Genomic DNA, 19,631 nt, shown 5'->3' on the forward strand with positions numbered 1-19,631 from the left:
AGCAGTATGTCTTATAATATCCCATTTAAAATTTATCTAATTAAATTATTTTAGTGGTGGAATAATCGAATACCTGTAAAGCACATTGCCACGCCATGTTTATTACAAGTTTCAATCACTTGCTCATCACGAATAGAACCACCTGGCTGAGCAATATATTTAACACCACTCTTAACAGCTCTTTCAATATTATCACCAAATGGGAAGAAAGCATCTGAACCAAGGGCTACACCTTCCATTTGATCAAGCCAAGCTCTTTTTTCTTCTCTTGTAAATACAGCTGGTTTTACTTTGAAAATTCTTTCCCATTCACCATCTGCTAAAACATCCATGTAATCTTCTCCAATATAAAGGTCAATGGCATTGTCACGGTCTGCGCGGCGAATATCATCTACAAATTGAAGACCTAGTACTTGTGGTGATTGACGAAGGAACCAGTTATCAGCTTTTGTACCTGCAAGGCGTGTACAATGGATTCTTGATTGTTGACCAGCACCAATACCAATTGCTTGACCACCTTTAGCAAAACATACTGAGTTAGACTGTGTGTATTTTAAAGTAATGAGTGAAATAATTAAATCAATTTGTGCACTTTCTGGGATTTCTTTGTTCTCTGTTACAACGTTGCTAATAAACGCTTTATCAATTTTAAGCTCATTACGGCCTTGTTCAAAAGTAATACCAAATACTTCTTTACGCTCAATAGGATTTGGTACGTAGTTAGGATCGATTTGAACCACATTGTAACCGCCTTTTTTCTTACCTTTTAAAATTTCAAGTGCTTCTTCTTCATAACCAGGAGCAATAACCCCATCAGATACTTCTCTTGCAATCATCTTTGCAGTAGCCACATCGCAAACATCTGAAAGTGCAATAAAGTCACCAAATGAAGACATTCTATCTGCACCTCTAGCTCTTGCATAAGCATTTGCAAGTGGTGAAAGTTCCCCTAAATCTTCTACCCAGTAGATTTTCTTTTCTACATCAGTAAGAGGAAGTCCTACAGCAGCTCCTGCTGGTGAAACGTGCTTAAAAGAAGTTGCAGCTGGAAGTCCAGTTGCTTCTTTTAACTCTTTAACTAATTGCCAACCATTGAAAGCATCAAGGAAGTTAATATAACCTGGTTTGCCATTTAATACTTCAATAGGAAGTGTACCCTCTTCGCTATAAATTCTTGATGGTTTTTGATTTGGATTACAGCCGTATTTCAATTCTAATTCTTTCATTCCTATCCCTCCACTCATTTATTTACACACTAGTATATTTTTTTACCACCATTATTTCTTGATAGTCTATTACTACCAATCAAGTTCTTCATTTTTGATTGCTTGTTTTGTATATCTAATTATGAATGCTTAATCATTGGTCTTTAATTATTGGTCTTTAATTATTTTTATTAACAATACGTGTCTCATATTTTCCAGTTTCAATATCGATATATCTTACAAATAAAGAAACTTTATTGTCTTCATTTAAGCTTTCCCATAACATCTGAGTGAAATCTTCAATATCATTTGGAATTTCAACTAACTTTGGTTCTCCTTCAAAACTTGGTAGTGGATCTTCATTGCATTTATAAGTATGGATGAAACGTCCTTCACCCGCTTTGGCATTTTCATATGTAAAGGTATAACGATTACAGCTTGAAGGATCTCCATTATTGCTCTTTAAAATGCTCATGGCATAGTTATATTTACCGCTTTCAATATGCATGATCCCTGAAATTCTAGGTGTGTAGTTAGGACCATCTGGCTCAAATTCTCTCGTTCTAAGCGCTTGTTCAAAAGTTTGCTGTTTATCCATTAACTCATAAATGGTATCTGTTTGATCACCGTTAGTTACAATTGTTTTATTACCAAGTACACGAACAGGTGCATAAATGATTAAGCTTGGATCTGTTAATTTAGAAGGATCAAAAGCTTGTGTACGAATACCTTCACCATCTTCTACGAATATACGATTTCTACTATTTTCACTTCTACCCATAATAAAGTAAGCTGTTACTGCATGTTTACCATCTTTTGATCTGCCGATGACAATCCCTCTACCTGGATATGGATTTTGTTTTAATTCGTTTTCTAATGAAATCATCTTCATTCTCCTTTTCACCATTTATAATTACTTTTGAGTAATCCCAGTGTCAGCATCATTTTTAATCCTTCAATGATATTATTTTCTAAAAACGAAAAATGCCGACACCTGAGTAACCTTACAAAGGTCGCCCAGGCGGTCGGCATTTCTAAATTTCTGTACTCCCTGTGGGTGCTCCCACTTATCCGCCAGTCGTACAGAACCTAAATTTAGGGTACACTATTTTAAATGAGATTTCAACTATAATTCACAAAAATATTATATTCTAATTTCACAAAATATTATGTCTGTTTACCCTCATCTTTAATCTGATTAACATTCCAACGTACTAATAATGTAACCATTAATGTCAATACTGCTGATAGATAAAGAATAAGCTCAAGCTTTGTTAAAAAGCTCTCTACTAAAAGCCCAAAGGTGAGCTGCCCTAAAGGAATACATAAAGTAGCAAAGGCAGCCCCAAATGCAGATACCTTGCCCAGCATTGAAGATTTTGCAGCTTGATAAATATAGCTGGCACTTAAAACATTAGCAATCCCTAATATGAGCATAATAAGCATGCCAAATACGGCAAATAAAATGGTGCTCATCCCCGCATTTATAGTGCGATTGCTATGAAGATAAACTGCTACTCCCATCATCATAATAGATACAGCTGTGATGTATAAAATTCTATGAACCTTTTTAATATGGAACAGCTTTGGCTTAACAGCTATAATCATCCCGCCTATAATCATTCCTAGTGCAATAAAGCCTTCTACCATGCCATATACTTCTGAAGACATACCAAAAATGACTTTAATGATATAAGGTGCTCCTACACTAAAAATAGGTACTAAAAATAAGTTATATAAGCCTGAAATAAAAATCATACGGAATATAATAGGATTTTCATTTTTTAAGTAATGATAGCTTTCTTTCATTTCATTAGCGAATACTTTGGTAAATAGTTCTCCCCCTTCTTTCTTTGTAAAGGGTATGGTTAAAAACATTTCCATTACTGCAGAAAAAAGAAAGCTTATAATATTAAGTATAATAACACCTTTTATTCCCAGCACGCCATATAATACCCCTGCTATAAGAGGTCCTAAGAAATTACTTAATGATGCCACCTGCTGAATAATGGCATTACCTCTTACTAGCTGATCATCAGCTACCAGAATAGGAATACAGGTATTAACTATAGGTTGATATAAGGTGGATATCACAGAAAGCAGAACCATCATTATAGCTACAATGACAACGTGGTCTCTTCCTTGAAATATAAAAAGCGAATAAATCATTAATATGACGCCACTTATAGTATCTAGTAGGACCATCCACTTTTTCTTATCTCCTCTATCTGCTAGTATTCCTGCTATAGGGGATACTAAAACAATGGGTAGCATAGAAATAGCTAAAATAGTGGCAAATATGCTAGCAGATCCCGTTAAATCTAATAGATATAAAGAAAGGGCAAATCGCTGAATTGAACTTCCAAATAGCGATATAATTTGCCCTATGACTAATATCATAAAATTTTTACTATATAATTGATTAGACATATTGTCTCCTTACTTTTTCCCTCTCATAACCCCAATCTTTTTCTTAACCGCCTTGGGTTAAATGTGCCTTAGCGCTTTGCTAAATTAAAATCTACACAGATTGGGTATTGTTTTGCTGCATCTAATTGTAGTGTTGCCTCAATGCCATACAGCTCAAATAAATTCTCTTTGGTAATCACTTCAAGTGGTTTGCCTTCAAATACGATTTGCCCCTCTTTGACGCCAATAATATAATCCGCAAACTTTGTGGCATTATTTAATTCGTGTAATACCATAACAATTGTTCTATTTTGCTGCTTATTTAAGGTTTGTAGTAGCTCTAGTATTTCTAACTGATGCGCCATATCTAAGTATGTGGTTGGTTCATCTAATACTAGAATTTCTGTTTCTTGTGCGAGTGCCATAGCAATCCAAGCACGCTGTCTTTGTCCACCTGACAAGCTATCTACTGAGCGATTGGCAAACTCTAAAATACCTGTAACTTCCATTGCCCAATTGACTTTCTCAACATCTTCTTGTTTCATTCCCCCCATAGCATTTTGATAAGGAAATCTTCCATAAGACACTAATTCTTTTACTAAAAGGCCGGAAGGAACTATCGGACTTTGAGGAAGCACTGCCATCTTTTTAGCAATTTCTCTTGGTGCTTGTTTTTGAATATTGATACCATTTAATTTGATTTCTCCCTTTTTAGGTGAAATAATACGTGCAATAGTTTTTAATAGGGTAGATTTACCACAACCATTAGCACCAATAATCATAGTGATTTTTCCCATAGGAATTTTAAGATTCATATTTTCAATAATTAACTTGTGCTCATAAGCAACTTGTAATTGACTTACTTCAATTGCTTCCATTTGTTCCTCCTAGCTTTTTAATTAAAAAGTTTACTCACGCATCATTAAATAAACAAAATAAGGTACGCCTATAATTGCAATAGTAATACCTGCTGGTATTTCAATTGGTGAGAATATATTTCTTGAAAAAGTATCGGCAATCAAAATGATTATGCAGCTTATCATTGCAGCAAGTGGTATTTGTCTTCTATGAACAGGACCTACTATTTTTTTAGCAATATGAGGGCCTAGTAATCCAAGAAATGTAATATTCCCTGCAACAGCAGTAGCAATAGCTGCTAGCGCTACACCATAAAACATTAAGATTCTTCGCTCTTTTTCTACTTTAACCCCTAATCCAGTAGCAATTTCATCTCCTAGATCAAGTACATCTAGCGTCTTAGCTTTCCAAAAGACTAAGCCTAAAAATATAATAGCTAATGGGGCTATGACATAAAAAAACTTCCAACTGCTTCCCCAGAGACTTCCACTAATCCAGGTTAGCACTTGATTATAATCACCTTTTGACATATTTAATTGATATAAAGTAATAATCGCATTAATGCCTGCATTAACGCCAATACCCACTAAAATGAGCCTAGTTGGTGAGATGCCTCTTTTATAGCTTAAACGATAAATAATTATTGCGCTCAAAAGAGCTCCTATAATAGCTACAAAAGGCATTAGAAATAATGATAAATCTCCAATTTGACTATAATAATTCGTTCCACCATAGTTAATGAGTAGTACCACTGCAAGACCTGCTCCTGCATTGATTCCAATAATTCCAGGCTCTGCTAGTTCATTTCTCGTTACTCCCTGAAGCACGCAGCCCGATGTTGATAAACATAGAGCTACCACTAGTGCCACAAAAATGCGTGGTAACCTAATATCCCAAATGGTCATGCTTTGAAGCTTATTACCATTTCCAATAAGGGTCTGAAGTATATTCGGAAAACTTATGTTATAACTTCCCCAACTCATTGCTATCAAAATGGCTACTAGCAAAAGAAGACTAGTCATGATACTAGCGATTAAAATACGTTTTTTCATTTTTAGCTCTCCTTTCTAACCATCCAAATAAATAGTGGCACCCCTACTAAAGAGGTAAATAATCCTACTGGTGTTTCATAAGGCTGATTAACTAGCCTTGCCAGTATATCCGACCAAATCACAACAGTAGCACCTAGTAAAAAGGACAGTGGCATAAGCTTCCTATAATCTTGTCCAATTAGTTTTCTTAAAATATGAGGTACGATTAAACCAACAAAAGAAATGTTTCCTGCCACAGCAACACATACGGCGCACATAGGAATTATTAATAACAATGTATACATACGTATTCTCGTTGGATTTTGCCCAAGTCCAATACAAACGTCTTCACCTAGGTTTACAATATTAATCTTAGGTGCTAAAAGTAGTGCCAGAATGGCTGTTATTCCGCCAACACTCACTAATAGCTTAACACTCTCCCAAGTAACTGCTCTAAACCCACCTGAAATCCAAAATGCGAGGTTTTGTGATTTATTAGTTAGTAATGCAATAATCGTTGCCATTGATATAAAAAAAGTGCTTAACGCAGTTCCTGCCAATAATAATCTAGAAATATTCATATTACGGGCACTTTTCATACTAAATGCTAATACTAATAGGCCACTGATCATCGCACCAATAAATGCTGCAGTCGTATTGCCTAATAAGCCATAAATCATAGGACTTGCACCTAAAATGGCAATTGCAAGTGTAGCACCTTGAGTAATCCCCATTAAAGAAGGCTCTGCTACTGGATTACGCGTCACCCCTTGCATCATAGCGCCTGACATACCAAGTATACCGCCTACAAAGGCGGTACTAATGACTCTTGGTATTCTTACATCTCGGACTAATTGCATATCTAGAACATCTTGGTAGTTAAAAATACTTTCCCATACCACTTGTAAGGGAATACTTTTTGCACCTGCACATATAGCAATAACTAGCCCTACTATTGCTATTACACTACAACCTACCGTTAAGAGAAAAACTTTCTTATTCATTGATGCTTGCTAATAAAGCTTCAACTTCTTCTACGAATGCTAATCTACCAATAGGGCTATATCCTTGATTAAAATACGGACTTGCAGGTAATGATACAACATGATTATTTTTTACTGCTTTTGTACCATTCCAAATTGAACTGTTTGTTAAAGAAACCATATCTTCATCTGTTGCAATAGCAAAGATATAATCTGCATCAATCTCTGCTAACCCTTCAAAGCTTACTACAGGCAAGCTAATATTTTCTTGCTGTGGCATTCCTTCTGGTTTAGCAAGTCCCATATCATCATATAAAATGGTTCCAAGCCCTGCACCATCGAAAATAAATAAGCTACCGCCACTTGCTAAGAAAGATAAGTATGAACTATCTTCACCATAAGTTTCTTTAATCTTAGCACCAACTGCTTCTGCTTTTTCTAAGTAACTATCAATCCATGCTGTTGCTTCTGCTTCTTTTCCCATGACTTTAGCTACATGCATGAAATCTTCTTTCCAATCCATTTGTTTCATTTCAATCATAATAGTTGGAGCAATTTTTGATAACTGATCATACATCTTTTCTTGAACTGTTGAAATAATAATGAGATCTGGTTCTAATGCAATAATAGCTTCTACGTCCATTTCAGCTAACATGCTATAACCTAGAATTTCTGCTTCTCCTAATACATCTTCTAGATAAGATGGGAATTTTGTATAATCATAACCATCACTATTAGCTGTTCCTATTACCTCATATCCTAAAATAGATAAAATATCACTGGCTCCACTAATATCTACAATGCGCTGAGGATTAGCAGGAATCTCTACTTCACCTTTTACATCTGTCACAACCTTTGTTTCTATTTGATTATTAGTCGTATCTGGCGTTTCTGCTGACTGATTATTGTTAGTACATCCTACAAGACCTAGTGCCAGTACTAATACGCTTATTATTAATTCTATACTTTTTTTCATGTGTATTCTCCTTCTTATTTGTTTGTACTCAAATGCATTCATGTTAAGTCTTTCTAGATTTTACTATAAATCCCATTTAATCGATAGATGTAATATTATCCAACCTTGATTTTCATTCTCAATTGGCTTTTGTGTAATTTTTATATTTATTTGCTAAACCCATCTCCTCATAATAGTGAAGCATTTTTGTAGATACTATTCCTATTTTTGAAAATTCTTCAATAAAGAGCATAAGCGTAATAAAAAAGACATCTATGGAGTAGTCATTAATAAACTACTCTCTCACAGATGTCCTAAAATTCTCATCTATTGTCATAAATATATTTTCTAATCCCTACAGCTACGCCATCATTGTGTACCGTATCAGTAACTACATTTGCATATTGCTTTACTTCATCAGAAGCATTTCCCATGGCTATGCCGCAACCAACAATATCTAGCATTTCTATATCATTTCTTCCATCTCCAAAAGCATAGGTGTTTTCTATAGGAATATTCAAATACTCTGTAGCTTTTATTATGCCTGCTGCTTTTGTATTTTCCTTAAAATAAACTTCTAGATGAATTTCGTCTATACTCTGAAAATAGCCATACTCTGAATGCTGATTAATAAACGCCGCACACTGATTTAAAACCTCCTCATTAGGGCACATGATCTCGACTTTATACACATTAAGCTTTTCAAGATTATAATCACTTATAAAGCATTCCTTTCCTATCCCTACACTATCATAAAACTGATAAAACGCTTTATGGCTTGCTTTCATATAAGCATGCTTATCATCTTCTAAAACATATTGAATGCCTTTCTCCTCAAGTGTCGATACCAATTGATTGATAAAGTCACTTCCCATCGGTTTACTACAAATAGTTTCATTATTAATCATAACCTGTGCACCATTGGTTAAGATAAAGCCATCAAAACCAAATTCTAATAAGGACTTATTGATAAATGCATAAGGCCTTCCTGTTGCAACGAAAACATAGACTCCTTTTTCTTGCAGCATACGAATTTCTTTTTCAACTTTTGGTGAAATCTCTGTAAGACCACCTAAAGAATCTATTAAGGTACCATCTATATCTAAAAATATCGCTTTTTTCATTTTTTATCCCTCATTTCTATTAGCATCTCTAATATATTTCTTTTATGTATTTCCTTCAACCTCTACAGAGCATTCTGATGCTTTTTTCTAAAAATGTGAATGGGCTTATTTATGCTCTTGAAACTTTTTGATACTTTTTATCCATTTTATACATAAAAAAGCTTATTAGTTAATAAACTAACAAGCTCTAGAAGTATTATTTCTCCTCATTAATATCTCTATCATCAATAAGACCCATGACCTCTTGAATATAATCTATATTCATTTGATAATCCTGTTTAAAAATACAACTAAAAATAACATCTAATATATATTGCATAGCAATATGAGAAGAAAACTGAGAGATTCTATTTCTAAGATCTTCTTTATCACTTATATATAAATGATGCTTGATATGTTTTTGCATCATACTATTTCCTAGTCTACCTATTAAAATGGTTTCTATTTGCTTTTTACCTAGTATTTCTACAATAGGTAATACAAAGCTTGCTCTTCCTGAATAAGATAAGATAACTGCTACATGATTTTTCTTAGATGCAGTTGCAATACAACGCTGCTCATAAGTCGATTTGGGACAATTAACACTTCTACCAATGGAACGCATTTTATCTTGAAAATTTTCAGCTACATTTAGATTATGTGCCTGTGTATAAATGTCAATAATATCTGCGTCATGTAATAAGGTAACACATTTTTTTAAATCCTCCATATCAATAGAATGGTACGTGTCTGTAATAGAGGCTTCATATAATTTTAATAATTTCTCTGCTATTGTCCTCTGTGTATCATGGGCCGTAAATGGAAAATTAACATCTATTTGTGTCCTAGTTTTATGATCTTCTACTAGATCCTGAGCTACCTTTACCTTAAGCTCATTAAAACCATTAAGTCCTAACTTCTTACATAGTCTGTGGATGGCAGACTTAGATGCAAAGGTTCTCTCAGCAAGACTTTGAATAGATAAATTTTGAACCTGTTCTTTGTTTTGCAAAATGTACTGCACTAATTGATTTTCTGTTGGGGTTAGGCCTTCACAACATTTTATTATATTCTCTAATGTCATCATTACTCTCTTTACTCTTTTTAGTCATTTTTGTTATTTGAAATAAGCTTATTACCTCTTAGATTTATTCTGCGCTACATAAGGCTAGATTAAACGCTTACAAATAAGAATAAACCTAAAAAGCTATAAAATCAACGAAGTGATTTTATAGCTTTTTGGATTTATTCTTTTATTGCTTATAGATATACCTTAACTGATATAGCATAAATTCTATGTAAGTCTAATGCTTACCATTTACCTTTAGACATATGTCCTGCAAGTTCTGCTTTACATCTTTGTTTTATAACCCAAGCTTCATTCTTTGCTTTTTCAAAAGCAGCTACACACATTGGATCAAGTTTGATTTCTATACCTTCTTTTGAAAGCTCAGCAATCTTCTCTGCTAATAAAATAATTTCTGCATGAATGCTGTTAGTTCTGTCAGAAGCATAAATTTTTTCAGCATCTTCGCTGCTAAGCTCAACAAATTTTTCTTTTCCTTGATTACATTTTGGGCAAATTTCTGGAGCTTCATCTCCTTCAGCTACGTATCCACAAATCGTACATTTAAATAGTTTTTTCATCATTAATCTCTCCTTACTTTCATGTATTTTTTCTATTTATTATACTTATATATTATATCAAATAATATTTATTGTCAAATAATTAATTCTGTCTATTGGAAATAATAATACATTTTTAACATTAATTTTATAAGCTTTTCTTTTTTATTTTTAGAGAACTGAATCAAGTATAATTCTTAGGTTAAGCTATGCTGCTATTAATCCTTATTTGTGTATAACTTACCTTTCCATTATTTTGTCTGTTTTAGGATACCTTAGAATAATAGATTATTTTATCGTAGCTATACTTTAATAAATTTAATAAATCGTACTTTTTCTCTACATGTAAAAAGCCCCAGATACGTTTTATATCTGAGGCTCACTCTCTTTATCTTTCTATTTATTCTTCCATTACTACTTAACTCTTATTTATTATTCGCGAAAGGTAATACCTTCTTCAACACTCATAGCATCAATAATGGCTAAAGATTCTAACTGAATGCCACTTTCACGAATCAGCTTTCCACCATCCTGAAAGCCTTTTTCAATAGCAATTCCTGCCCCTACCACCGTAGCACCTGCATCTTGTACAAGCTTGGTAAGGCCTAGCAATGCTTTTCCATTTGCTAAAAAGTCATCGATTATTAAAACGTGATCTTCTGGTTTTAAAAATTCTTTTGAAACAATAATGTCATATACTTTGCCATGAGTAAAAGATTCTACTTTACTCGTATAAACATCTCCTGCAATATTTTTAGTTTGTGTTTTCTTCGCAAATACGACTGGTACCTTAAAATATCTAGCTGCAATACAAGCAATGGCAATTCCTGAAGCTTCAATAGTAAGAATCTTAGTGATTTTTTTCCCCTCAAATCTTCTTTTGAATTCTTCTCCCATTTGTTCAAAAAGCTCAATATCTAATTGGTGGTTTAAGAAAGAGTCTACTTTCAGTACATTTCCTTCTCTAATTTTACCATCTTTAATAATACGTTCCTTTAGGGATTTCATTGCAATTCCTCTCTTTGCTTATAGTTTTTAATACGTATGCATTGACTTATTAGAATGGATTACCACTTTTTTAGTTATTCTCCATGCTCTTAGGTAGTACCAAGTTAAGTACCAGGGCCATAATGAATACAACAGCTACACAGTTTTCTGCTAAAACGTTACGAACGATTTCTGGAAAAATCGCAAAGATTTCTGGCACTTGTGTGAAACCAATACCTACACTTAGCGAAAGTGCTACAATTATCATATTTCTTTGATTATAACCACATTTAGCAAGCATGTGAAGTCCACTTACTACAATTGAGCCAAACATGATTAACGTACAACCACCTAATACTGGTTCAGGTAAAGTAGCTAATAAAGCACCGAAGGCAGGAAATAAACCAGCTAATACCATAATGATAGCTCCCATTAAAATAGTAAAACGGTTAACTACCTTTGTCATAGCTACTAGCCCTACATTTTGGCTAAAAGACGTAATTGGCATACAACCAAATAGTGCTGAAATACTACTAATAAAGCCATCACAAGCAATAGAACCCGAAATTTCTTTTTCTGTAGCTTCACGATCTAAGCCTGAAACAGCTAAAGCTGAAGTATCTCCAATTGTTTCTGTTGCTGAAACAAGGAAAATAAGTATAACTGAAATAATCGCATTTAAATTAAATTCTGGTTTAAAAGGTAAAAACTCAGGAAGTGCAATAATGCCACTCGTTGCTACTGCACTAAAATCTACTTTTCCTAAAAAAATAGCAAAAATATAACCTACTATAAGGCCTACTAATACAGATAATTGTTTATAGTGAGCCTTAGCCAAGATATTAAATACTAAACAAGTCACTAAAGTTACTGCTCCTAATAAAAGATTTGAAGCTGAACCAAAATCAGGACTGCCATTTCCTCCGCCAAAAGAATAGGCTCCTACGTTTAAAAGTGAAAAACCAATAGCAGTTACAACACTAGCTGCTACTACTGGTGTAATAACTTTTCTCCAGTACTTTGCAAATAAACCAAGTACGCCTTCTACCAATCCACCAATAAGTACTGCCCCTACTACGGCATTATAGCCATACTCTATTGCAATAAAACACAAAATAGATACGAAGGTAAAACTAATTCCCATAACAATAGGCATTTTTGAACCGATTCTCCAAACAGGATAAAGTTGAATAATAGTACCGATACCTGCTATTAGCATGGCACATTGAATAAGCGCAGCACTTTGCTGGCTAGAAAGACCTGCAGCTCCTGCTACAATGATGATAGGTGTGATATTAGCTACAAACATGGCTAAAACATGTTGAAGCCCGAAAGGAATGGCTTTAGCTACTGGTACTCTTCCATCTAAGTTATAGATGTTAGCCACATTAGCTCCTTGCCCATTTGTAAAACTTCTTATTACATTCATTATTGACGCCTCCATGCTTTTTGTGCATGACCGTATAATGAGTCCCTTGTAGATATGTAAAATATAAGATTCATATCGTAGTCAAATCCTTTAAGGTGATTTGGTAGAAACTGTTGAACCATATCTTCAACTTTATACGATGCTCTGCTTTTTAAAATTATGTTAACTATCATAATATAAAACAATAGCTTTGTCTATCATTTTTTTCTTTCTAATAAAAGTTGTCATTTGTTTTTTACTGAACTTTAAAGGGCTTTCTAGTAAAGCTTCTAACTAACCTCCTACAAATTTAGATATAAAATTTCATTTTACATATTGATAATTTCTCTAATAATTAGTACAATTCATTTATGTTTTGTTCTTTATAATTTTTTCATAAAGTCAAAATATTAATCTACATAATATCGAAAGGAAAATAGTTATGGAAAAGTTTTTCAAGCTTAAAGAAAACGGCACTACAGTCGGTACAGAAGTAATTGCTGGTCTTACTACCTTCTTTGCAATGGCTTATATCATCATTGTCAATCCAGGTATTTTAAGCCAAGCTGGTATGGAATGGGGTGCAGTTTTCCTTGCGACCATTATTGCTTCTATCATTGGAACCTTAGTTATGGGCTTAGTAGCTAACGTTCCTTATGCTCAAGCTCCAGGTATGGGTCTTAATGCATTCTTTGTATATACCGTATGCTTCACCTTAGGATTTACTTGGCAACAAGCTTTATCAATGGTATTTATCTGCGGTATCCTCAACATCCTTATTACTGTTACAAAGATTCGTAAATACATCATTAAATCAATTCCACACAGCTTACAAAATGCTATTGGTGGAGGTATTGGTGTATTTATCGCTTACATTGGTCTTCTTAATGTAGGTATTATTAACTTTGAAGCTGGTGTTCCTGCTTTATCAACTTTAAATCAACCTGTCTTCTGGTTATTTATTATCGGTCTTGTATTAATCGTTGTTTTACAAGTACTTCATGTAAAAGGTGCTATCTTAATCGGTATTGTAGCAACTACTATTATTGGTATTCCTATGGGACTTACTACAACTGCTGATACTATCAGCTTTTCAGAGGCTTGCAAAGCTTTACCTAGTACTTTCTTAGCTATTTTCACTGCTGAAGGTCTGGGTTCTTTATTCTCAGATGTCTCTAAAATTCCATTAGTACTTATTACAATCTTCTCATTTAGTTTATCTGATACTTTCGATACAATTGGTACTTTCATTGGTACTGGTCGTCGCACTGGTATCTTTAGTGAAGAGGATGAAAAATCAATGGAAACTAATAGTGGCTTCAAATCTAAAATGGATAAAGCTTTATTTGCTGACGCTACTGCTACTTCTATTGGTGCTCTTTTCGGTACTTCTAACACGACTACTTATGTAGAAAGTGCTGCTGGTATCGGTGCTGGTGGACGTACAGGTCTTACAAGTGTTGTTGTAGCACTTTGCTTTGCTGCTAGTGCCTTCCTTTCAACTTTTGTAAGTGCTGTTCCTTCTGCTGCAACTGCACCTGCTTTAGTTATCGTTGGTATGATGATGCTTTCATCTTTTGCTGAAATTAAATGGGCTGACTTCGATGAAGCTATTCCTGCTTTCTTTGCAGGTCTTTTCATGGCATTAAGCTATAACATTTCTTATGGTATTGGTACTGCCTTTATTTTCTATTGCATCGTTAAAATCTGCAAAAAGAAAGCAAAGGAAATTCATCCAATCCTTGCTGTAGCTGCAGTTCTCTTTATCTTGAACTTTATCCTTTTAGCTCTTATCTAAGAAATAAAGGGTTATCAAAGACAAAGCAAAAAGGCTATCTAGAGATCCTCAGATCTTTAGATAGCCTTTTTAAAATATTTTACAAACACATGTTTAAAATACTGATTACATCTTCTTTTGTAAGTGGTACATAAGCTTCTCCTAGACCACCAATTCTAACTGCTTTTTCTGCCATGACTTCAAAGTGCTCTTCATTAATACCTATTTCACTAAAGGTCATTGGAATACCACAGTTTTTAAAGAATTCTTCAGTTGCATCAATAGCTGCATTAGCGTAAGCAAATGGATCTGTCATCTCTGGTAAATGCCATACGTTTTTCGCATAAGCTACAAACTTACCTACTGTTTGTTCATTTAAAATATGTCTCATCCATCTTGGTGTTACAATAGCTAAACCTATGCCATGTGTAATATCATAGAAAGCACTTAATTCATGTTCGATAGGATGACAAGTCCAACTTCCTGGTTTGCCTGCGCCTACTAACCCATTAAGCGCTAAGGTACTTGCCCACATTAAGTTAGCTCTTGCTTCGTAATTTTCTGGTTCTTTTAAAGCAATAGGACAGTATTTGATACAAGTTTCAAGTAAGCCCTCTGCTAATTTATTTTGAATAAAGGTATCTTCCTCTTTCTTAAAATAGTTCTCAAAAATATGAGACATAATATCGGCTGTCCCTGCTGCTGTTTGAATAGCAGGTAATGTATACAGATACTCTGGATCCAGTATAGAAGCCTGAGGAATCATATTCATTGAACCAGTTCCTAGCTTTTCATTAATAGTCATATTAGAGATAACTGCATTCTTGTTCATTTCTGAGCCTGTTGCTGCTAAGGTTAAAATGGTTACGATAGGAAGAACCTCTGTAATCTTGTTTGGTTCTACCACTAAATCCCAAGCATCGCCATCATAATAGTAACCTGCACCAATAACCTTAGCACAGTCAATAACACTACCTCCACCTGCTGCTAAGATCACATCTATTTGATGCTCTTTACAAAGCCTCACGCCCTCCCTAACCGTTTCAATTCTTGGATTAGGGTCGACACCTGATAACTCTATTATCTTGCATTCTGAAAGAAGTGTTTTCACTTCATCATAAATCCCATTTCTTTTAATGCTTCCGCCGCCATATACCAATAGTACATTTTTCCCATGTACTTCTATTGCTTCTGGTAAATTTTTAATCATACCTTTTCCAAAGTAAATCTTTGTATACGCATTAAAAATAAAATTATCCATGTGATACCTCCTAGTGCTTTTTATTTTGTGTCTTTGCTTTTGTTTTTTTGCTTATACTATTATATCATTTTAGCACCTATTCGTTTGCTTTCAAAGTACATTCTCCTTATTCTTACCTCTATGTGCCTTATCTAGCCTCAACTCAATCTAGATTATATGCAACTATGCTTTTTATGAATTATAATCCAATACCCCTATACACTTTAAGTTCTCAGTATGACTTAGCAAATCACCAGGTGCAATAAAATATTCTCCCATTTCTATAATCTTGTTTATAGTACGAAGCACTTTGACTTTGTCAGTAGCAATTTCCACTTCATTCTCTAGTGCTTTCTCACTGTTTTCTCCTCCTATTATCCCTTCTTGAATGGCGCCAATTCTCTCACCATATACTTCATTTAACAAGTGACAAAACTGATAAATCGTAATGACTAGTTCTTCTGTTAATTCAGCGTTCTGATTGCTGCTACAACTTACTGCTTTAACCTCTTTTATTTCATGATAAAGCATTTCATAAAGTACTTCTTTTTCTTCTATCCGTTCTTGCTCTGCCTGTAAAGTATGATTTGCACCAGCTACTAATTGCTTTTCTAACTGATCATAATGATTATCTATATAAGTTGCTACTGCTTTTAAAAGATTTTCTTTTCCTTCATCTTTTAATACAATCTTAAATTCTTTAGCTGCTTCTTTCCCGACTTCTATCATTTCTTCTTTTGACTTTCCTGCTGCTTCGGCTGCAATAGTTGCTTCTAATGCTGCTTCTTTACTAGCTTGCAAATAGCAATGGTAAGCAAATTGTGAGCAGTGCATAGGAAAATTTGCCTTACCATCTTTTTGATTTAAAAAGGCAATCAAAGCGCCCATGGCTAACTTAACAATTTTTGTGATAATGCCTTGTGCTTTTAAAGAATAGGTTAAGTCTTTAATCACTAAATAGATAGCTACACAAGGTAGTGCACTCATAGGATAAGCTAATTCTACCTGTGCATAACGATCTGCTATATCTACAACTTTAACTAGACTTTTTGCTGTAGTATCCATGCGCATAATATAAGTAGTTCTAACTTTCCTGCTTTCCGAGTTCCTGATGTCCACTACTTGCGTATGAGGCATATTTTCTTCTACTATATATCCGTTAGTATAATAACTAATAGAAGTATGGCTCACTGGTGAGTTAGTAATCAGCGCTATTAACGAAGACTCCCAATCTGTTTCAATGGCTGAAAATAATAAAATATCACCTGGTCTTAATTGCTCCATTTTTACACTTTGTTCTACCTGCATTTCTTTCTCCTCCTTTTTCTTTAAAACCCCTTATTCTTACTGATTAAAGAAAAGCTTCATTTCCTTTACCTTATTACGGCTTATAGGAATAACGTCCTTGATTTCTTTAAAGTACATATCATAGGTATAATTAATACGCGGCTTAAAACGGTCAACCTTGGATAAATTAGCTAGATAACATTTATGTGTTCTAAAGAAAGCTCGTTTATTCAGTTTTTCTTCATAAAAGTTCAAGGTCTTATTACCCTTATAAATTTTATCTTTTGTATGAATAAACAAACTACCTTGTAAGGCCTCTATGTAAAAAATCTCATGATAATTAATAAGAATAATATTTTCCTCATCATATCCACAAATCATTTCTAAGTCATAATGGTATTCATCACTTAACTGATTAAGGGACTGATTTACCTCTCCCGTATACTTTTTAAGCCTATCTAGTGATAATTCTAGTCTTTCTTTAGTATATGGTTTTAAAATGTAATCTATGGCACTTAGTTCAAAAGCTTTTACAGCAAATTCATTATAAGCTGTTACAAAACAAACCTTAATATCTGAATAAAGTCCTGTTATTTGTTCAGCAATATAGATGCCACTTATATTAGGCATATCAATATCTAAAAAAAGTACATCACAAGGATTTTTTAGTAAATAGGCTAAAGCCTTACAAGCATCGTTAAATACAGCCTCGATCTCTATCTCTTGATATACTTGTAACTGATATACTAAATAGTCTGTTGCATTGATCTCATCATCTACAATAACCACTTTCATCTTGCACCTCCAATGGCAGATTAAATGCTACCTCTGTTCCTTCTTCTAATCTACTATTTATAATTAACTGCGTATGATAGCACTTAGATAGTCGATAATTTACATTTTTGAGTCCAATACCCGCATCTAGCTCTTCTCCTCTTATCACTTGTATCATACGGTCTTGACTCATACCCTTCCCATTATCTTTGATTTTAAAATGAATTTCTTTATCTTTTTTTTCTATTGTAATGTGAATATGCATTAATGTAGATTTAAAACCATGCTTAATAGCATTTTCTACTAATGGCTGTATAATCAAGGGTAAAACGGATGTTTGTAGTAACATCTCATCTACTTCTATGGTCAATTCTAATAAACCATTTAATCTATTTTTTTCTAGATTCACATAGGCTTCCACTAGTTCTAACTCTTCTTTCAAGGAATAAAAAACGGCTTTTCTATAATCAAATTTGTACTTTACTCTTAAAAATTGACAAAAACTATACAGTAATTTTTTTGCTTGTTCAGCATTAATATGTATTAAGTAATAGACGTTGTTTAATATATTAAAAAAGAAATGTGGTGAAATTTGAGCCTGTAAAAAAGCAATCTCCATATCTTTTGCATGCTTAGACTGAATAAATGCTTCATCAACGGTACTAGCTAATACATAAGATTGACAGATTAAAAAAATAAGCACTCCTAATATATAGAAATTATTATTAAAGATGGGCTCTTTAAAATAGAACTGACTATTTAAAATCTCAATGATACATCCTAAGTACATCATACAAGAACCTATTAGTAGTGTATAAGCATACTTTCTTTTGACTATAATGGCTTTTATAATTAAGATTAAGTAACATATAAAATTAACTAACAAGACTGATATATATACAGGTTTACTATATACAACGGTTAGATTAGAGGTTACTAGGATAAGCCCTACATAAATGAGATTTATGGCTCTTATGATTCTATAAAATTGTTTGTGGTATAGGTTCGGATACATATTCCAAATAAATTGCTGCATCGCTATAACTTGTACCATATAAGCTAAATATTCTATCTTTATGGCCATACCTAATGGTAGCTTTGGAAATATGTAAAATAGGATCCCTCCATCAATAATGGTGCCTAATAACATAGATGCCATACAAAACATACCTAAATAGGTGTAATTATACCGATTATGCATTGACTGATTTAATAAAGTTAGATAAAACCCTATACCAATAAACATTCCTATAAAAAGAGCACTCTTAATCACATTTAACGTTTCATAATCATATAAAGTACTTTGTGTGGATAGCAAAATACTCCTCATCATCCCACCATTAGTACAGTGATAATTAGAAACCTGAATAATCAATTCCACTTCTTTTTCTTCACTAAAAAATGGAATCAGCCTATTTTTCCAGCTTGCCCTCTCTTCTTCTTTTGAAACCCCTACCTTACCATTTTCACAAACTTGCTCACCATTAATAAATACACGATAGGCGCTAGATACAAATTGAAGTTTTAAACAATACTGTTCTGGCTTAGGTAGTTTCAACTTTAATCTATAGGTTAGAAACGTCTGTTTTTTAATGGCTTCCTTCTTTATTTCTGTTTTTCCCCAACTACCAGGGACTTGTATATAATCATCAGCTCTAAAATCCTCATTCTTTAATAGATCAGGATAAATCTCCCATTCTCCATCTAGCTTCACAACCTTTTCTGAAAAATTCTCGGATCCTAAATCCATATACCCCCTAGTAGCTTCTCTTTTCTCAACAGTTATACCAGTATAAGATAAACAAATTATCATTACTGTTAATAGTGTTATAATGACTAACAAGAAAAATAACTTACTACTATTTCTATGTTTTTCAGAAAATCTTTTCATTAGTTAATAAAGCCTACTTTCCATTTTTTAAATATTATATATTAAAACAAATGATTTTTTTGTCGAAAATAGTCTTCTCATCCTTACCTGTCATTAA

Annotated in this window: 17 protein-coding genes and 2 riboswitches; of the genes, 1 reads left to right on the top strand and 16 read right to left on the bottom strand. The window is 33.6% G+C overall.

Annotation, left to right across the window (positions count from 1 at the left end; all coding sequences use genetic code 11):
• Positions 1-50 precede the first annotated feature (50 nt).
• From EKH84_RS18945 to EKH84_RS19000, 12 genes are all read right to left on the bottom strand, one after another.
• Positions 51-1,226: a phosphoribosylaminoimidazolecarboxamide formyltransferase gene (locus EKH84_RS18945; protein ID WP_127067499.1), complete on the bottom strand. Its 1,176-nt coding sequence runs from the start codon at positions 1,224-1,226 to the stop codon at positions 51-53.
• 157 nt (positions 1,227-1,383) lie between these two features.
• Positions 1,384-2,097: an IMP cyclohydrolase gene (locus tag EKH84_RS18950; protein ID WP_127067500.1), complete on the bottom strand. Its 714-nt coding sequence runs from the start codon at positions 2,095-2,097 to the stop codon at positions 1,384-1,386.
• Positions 2,098-2,213: 116 nt separating this feature from the next.
• Positions 2,214-2,297, bottom strand: a riboswitch (ZMP/ZTP riboswitch).
• Between the two features lie 75 nt (positions 2,298-2,372).
• Entirely contained in the window at positions 2,373-3,635 is a 1,263-nt protein-coding gene (locus tag EKH84_RS18955; RefSeq protein ID WP_127067501.1) for an MFS transporter, read from the bottom strand.
• A gap of 68 nt (positions 3,636-3,703) precedes the next feature.
• Positions 3,704-4,492, bottom strand: coding sequence for an ABC transporter ATP-binding protein (locus tag EKH84_RS18960; protein ID WP_127067502.1), 789 nt, complete (start codon positions 4,490-4,492; stop codon positions 3,704-3,706).
• Positions 4,493-4,522: 30 nt separating this feature from the next.
• Positions 4,523-5,524: a FecCD family ABC transporter permease gene (locus EKH84_RS18965; RefSeq protein WP_127067503.1), complete on the bottom strand. Its 1,002-nt coding sequence runs from the start codon at positions 5,522-5,524 to the stop codon at positions 4,523-4,525.
• Between the two features lie 2 nt (positions 5,525-5,526).
• Positions 5,527-6,507, bottom strand: coding sequence for a FecCD family ABC transporter permease (locus tag EKH84_RS18970; RefSeq protein WP_127067504.1), 981 nt, complete (start codon positions 6,505-6,507; stop codon positions 5,527-5,529).
• Positions 6,500-7,462: an ABC transporter substrate-binding protein gene (locus EKH84_RS18975; protein ID WP_127067505.1), complete on the bottom strand. Its 963-nt coding sequence runs from the start codon at positions 7,460-7,462 to the stop codon at positions 6,500-6,502. Before EKH84_RS18975 ends, EKH84_RS18970 begins: the two co-directional genes overlap by 8 nt.
• Before the next feature lie 302 nt (positions 7,463-7,764).
• Positions 7,765-8,565, bottom strand: coding sequence for an HAD family hydrolase (locus tag EKH84_RS18980; RefSeq protein ID WP_127067506.1), 801 nt, complete (start codon positions 8,563-8,565; stop codon positions 7,765-7,767).
• A gap of 196 nt (positions 8,566-8,761) precedes the next feature.
• A complete protein-coding gene (locus EKH84_RS18985; protein WP_127067507.1) occupies positions 8,762-9,628 on the bottom strand; it encodes a MurR/RpiR family transcriptional regulator in 867 nt (288 codons plus the stop codon).
• Between the two features lie 227 nt (positions 9,629-9,855).
• The gene (locus EKH84_RS23000; protein ID WP_041713062.1) at positions 9,856-10,191 is read right to left on the bottom strand and encodes a rubredoxin-like domain-containing protein; all 336 of its coding nucleotides are present in this window, start codon (positions 10,189-10,191) and stop codon (positions 9,856-9,858) included.
• Between the two features lie 411 nt (positions 10,192-10,602).
• The gene (locus EKH84_RS18995) at positions 10,603-11,178 is read right to left on the bottom strand and encodes a xanthine phosphoribosyltransferase (protein WP_127067508.1); all 576 of its coding nucleotides are present in this window, start codon (positions 11,176-11,178) and stop codon (positions 10,603-10,605) included.
• A 70-nt stretch (positions 11,179-11,248) separates the two neighbouring features.
• On the bottom strand, positions 11,249-12,586 hold the full coding sequence (locus tag EKH84_RS19000; RefSeq protein WP_127067509.1) for a uracil-xanthine permease family protein: 1,338 nt from the start codon (positions 12,584-12,586) through the stop codon (positions 11,249-11,251).
• Between the two features lie 58 nt (positions 12,587-12,644).
• Positions 12,645-12,746, bottom strand: a riboswitch (purine riboswitch).
• Positions 12,747-13,007: 261 nt separating this feature from the next.
• Between EKH84_RS19000 and EKH84_RS19005 the strand changes: the two genes are divergently transcribed.
• A complete protein-coding gene (locus EKH84_RS19005; RefSeq protein ID WP_127067510.1) occupies positions 13,008-14,363 on the top strand; it encodes an NCS2 family permease in 1,356 nt (451 codons plus the stop codon).
• A gap of 79 nt (positions 14,364-14,442) precedes the next feature.
• On the opposite strand, the gene EKH84_RS19010 is transcribed toward EKH84_RS19005, so the two are convergent.
• The 4 genes from EKH84_RS19010 to EKH84_RS19025 form a co-directional block, all read right to left on the bottom strand.
• Entirely contained in the window at positions 14,443-15,603 is a 1,161-nt protein-coding gene (locus tag EKH84_RS19010) for an iron-containing alcohol dehydrogenase (RefSeq protein ID WP_127067511.1), read from the bottom strand.
• 171 nt (positions 15,604-15,774) lie between these two features.
• Positions 15,775-16,890, bottom strand: a complete 1,116-nt coding sequence (locus tag EKH84_RS19015; protein ID WP_127067512.1) for a hypothetical protein — start codon at positions 16,888-16,890, stop codon at positions 15,775-15,777.
• A 36-nt stretch (positions 16,891-16,926) separates the two neighbouring features.
• Positions 16,927-17,664 (bottom strand): LytR/AlgR family response regulator transcription factor, encoded by a 738-nt coding sequence (locus tag EKH84_RS19020; protein ID WP_127067513.1) that lies wholly within the window; start codon positions 17,662-17,664, stop codon positions 16,927-16,929.
• On the bottom strand, positions 17,642-19,534 hold the full coding sequence (locus EKH84_RS19025; protein ID WP_127067514.1) for a sensor histidine kinase: 1,893 nt from the start codon (positions 19,532-19,534) through the stop codon (positions 17,642-17,644). Before EKH84_RS19025 ends, EKH84_RS19020 begins: the two co-directional genes overlap by 23 nt.
• Between the last annotated feature and the right edge of the window lie 97 nt (positions 19,535-19,631).

Source organism: Cellulosilyticum sp. WCF-2 (assembly GCF_003990395.1).
Lineage (GTDB): Bacteria > Bacillota > Clostridia > Lachnospirales > Cellulosilyticaceae > Cellulosilyticum > Cellulosilyticum lentocellum.

What these genes read in the sequence shown, in the direction of transcription:
- EKH84_RS18945 (WP_127067499.1), bottom strand. Translation starts at nt 1,226, where the DNA reads ATGAAAGAATTAGAATTGAAATACGGCTGTAATCCAAATCAAAAACCA.
- EKH84_RS18950 (WP_127067500.1), bottom strand. Translation starts at nt 2,097, where the DNA reads ATGAAGATGATTTCATTAGAAAACGAATTAAAACAAAATCCATATCCA.
- EKH84_RS18955 (WP_127067501.1), bottom strand. Translation starts at nt 3,635, where the DNA reads ATGTCTAATCAATTATATAGTAAAAATTTTATGATATTAGTCATAGGG.
- EKH84_RS18960 (WP_127067502.1), bottom strand. Translation starts at nt 4,492, where the DNA reads ATGGAAGCAATTGAAGTAAGTCAATTACAAGTTGCTTATGAGCACAAG.
- EKH84_RS18965 (WP_127067503.1), bottom strand. Translation starts at nt 5,524, where the DNA reads ATGAAAAAACGTATTTTAATCGCTAGTATCATGACTAGTCTTCTTTTG.
- EKH84_RS18970 (WP_127067504.1), bottom strand. Translation starts at nt 6,507, where the DNA reads ATGAATAAGAAAGTTTTTCTCTTAACGGTAGGTTGTAGTGTAATAGCA.
- EKH84_RS18975 (WP_127067505.1), bottom strand. Translation starts at nt 7,462, where the DNA reads ATGAAAAAAAGTATAGAATTAATAATAAGCGTATTAGTACTGGCACTA.
- EKH84_RS18980 (WP_127067506.1), bottom strand. Translation starts at nt 8,565, where the DNA reads ATGAAAAAAGCGATATTTTTAGATATAGATGGTACCTTAATAGATTCT.
- EKH84_RS18985 (WP_127067507.1), bottom strand. Translation starts at nt 9,628, where the DNA reads ATGACATTAGAGAATATAATAAAATGTTGTGAAGGCCTAACCCCAACA.
- EKH84_RS23000 (WP_041713062.1), bottom strand. Translation starts at nt 10,191, where the DNA reads ATGAAAAAACTATTTAAATGTACGATTTGTGGATACGTAGCTGAAGGA.
- EKH84_RS18995 (WP_127067508.1), bottom strand. Translation starts at nt 11,178, where the DNA reads ATGAAATCCCTAAAGGAACGTATTATTAAAGATGGTAAAATTAGAGAA.
- EKH84_RS19000 (WP_127067509.1), bottom strand. Translation starts at nt 12,586, where the DNA reads ATGAATGTAATAAGAAGTTTTACAAATGGGCAAGGAGCTAATGTGGCT.
- EKH84_RS19005 (WP_127067510.1), top strand. Translation starts at nt 13,008, where the DNA reads ATGGAAAAGTTTTTCAAGCTTAAAGAAAACGGCACTACAGTCGGTACA.
- EKH84_RS19010 (WP_127067511.1), bottom strand. Translation starts at nt 15,603, where the DNA reads ATGGATAATTTTATTTTTAATGCGTATACAAAGATTTACTTTGGAAAA.
- EKH84_RS19015 (WP_127067512.1), bottom strand. Translation starts at nt 16,890, where the DNA reads ATGCAGGTAGAACAAAGTGTAAAAATGGAGCAATTAAGACCAGGTGAT.
- EKH84_RS19020 (WP_127067513.1), bottom strand. Translation starts at nt 17,664, where the DNA reads ATGAAAGTGGTTATTGTAGATGATGAGATCAATGCAACAGACTATTTA.
- EKH84_RS19025 (WP_127067514.1), bottom strand. Translation starts at nt 19,534, where the DNA reads ATGAAAAGATTTTCTGAAAAACATAGAAATAGTAGTAAGTTATTTTTC.